The 1,317-nt window shown below is 68.6% G+C and carries 2 protein-coding genes; both read right to left on the bottom strand.

Annotated features, from left to right (window positions below):
- Window positions 1-33: 33 nt before the first annotated feature.
- Window positions 34-924 carry an IS3 family transposase gene (locus ACFYMC_RS29790; protein WP_388531289.1) on the bottom strand — a complete coding sequence of 297 codons (891 nt, stop codon included), beginning with the start codon at window positions 922-924 and terminating at the stop codon, window positions 34-36.
- A 17-nt stretch (window positions 925-941) separates the two neighbouring features.
- Window positions 942-1,247 (bottom strand): transposase, encoded by a 306-nt coding sequence (locus ACFYMC_RS29785; RefSeq protein ID WP_388531286.1) that lies wholly within the window; start codon window positions 1,245-1,247, stop codon window positions 942-944.
- Window positions 1,248-1,317: the final 70 nt, after the last annotated feature.

Below are 1,317 nucleotides of genomic sequence, written 5' to 3'. Positions count from 1 at the left end.
TGAAGCTCCCCCGTGACCGTGGACAGCGGAAACTTACGCTGCGGGGGTGAAGTCGCGTTGCAGTCGGACCCGGGTTTCGAGTGGGGTGATGTAGCCGAACTCGGGGTGTCTGCGGAGTCTGCTGCGGTTGTACTCGACCTCGATGAAGCGGAAGATGTCGGCGCGGGCTGCGGCCCGGGTCGCCCACACGCTGGTGCCGATCTCTGATTTCAGGACGGCGAACCAGCTTTCCGCGGCGGCGTTATCGTAACAGGAGCCGACACGGCCCATGGATTGCCTCATACCCAACTTGCGTATCTCTTTGCGGAATTCGTCACTCGTGTATTCCGATCCGCGGTCGGTGTGCATGACACAGCCCGGCTCCAGGCCGCCCCGGCCCGCAGCCATCCGCAGTGCCGCCACCGGCAGCTCGGCCCGGTGGTGGTCGGCCATGGCCCAGCCGATCACCTCCCGCGTCGCGAGATCGATGCAGGTGGCCAGGTAGACCTTGCCCTCGGCCGTGACCAGTTCGGTCATGTCGCCGACCAGCCGCATCCCCGGCCGCGGTGCGGTGAAGTCCCGCCGGATCAGGTCGGCGGCGAACACCGCCCGCCTCGCCTGCCGGGTCAGACAGCGCCGCCGGCGCCGGGTGACCCCGATGATGCGGTGCTCGCGCATCAGCCGCTCAACCCTCTTCTCATTGACCACCCGCCCGGCCCGGCGCAGGGCGGCATGGATCCGCGGGGCGCCGTAAGCGCCGCGCGAGGCAGCGTGCAACACCCGCATCTCCGCCACGAGTTCGGCCTCCGCGCGCTGCCGCAGCCGCCGGGCCGACCGGGAGGCCATCCAGGCGTAGTACGCCGAGCGGGACACCTTCAACACCCGGCACAGGAACGCCACCGGACGGCCGCCGGGATTGCTCTCGGAAGCCTTCTCCGCATCGATGAACGCGTAGCGCGCGGCTACTTCGTCTTCTGCTGCGCGAAGAAGGCGGTCGCTTTTCCCAGCACCTCGATCGTCGCCTCCTGCTCGCGGACCTTCCGCCGCAGCCGGGCCAGCTCCTCGCGCTCGGCCGTGGTCAGCGCCCCGGCAGGCCCCTCGCCCCGGTCGATCTTCGCCTGCTTGACCCAGTTCCGCAGGCCCTCCGGGCTCACGCCCAGGTCCCGGGCAACCTCGGTGACGGTCTTGTCCGACGACAGCGCCAGCGCGACCGCGTCCCGCTTGAACTCGGCCGTGTACCGCTTACCCATGTTGCTCTTCTTGCTCACTACCTGTGACTGCTTCCTCCGGGACTATCCGTCCCAGTATCAGGCTGTCCAGGTCACAGGGGGAGCCTCA

Origin of the sequence: Streptomyces sp. NPDC006879 (genome assembly GCF_042869595.1) — a bacterium.
Classification (GTDB): domain Bacteria; phylum Actinomycetota; class Actinomycetes; order Streptomycetales; family Streptomycetaceae; genus Streptomyces.
Note: the sequence above shows the minus strand (reverse complement) of the source record. Positions and strands in the feature narration are given on the sequence as shown.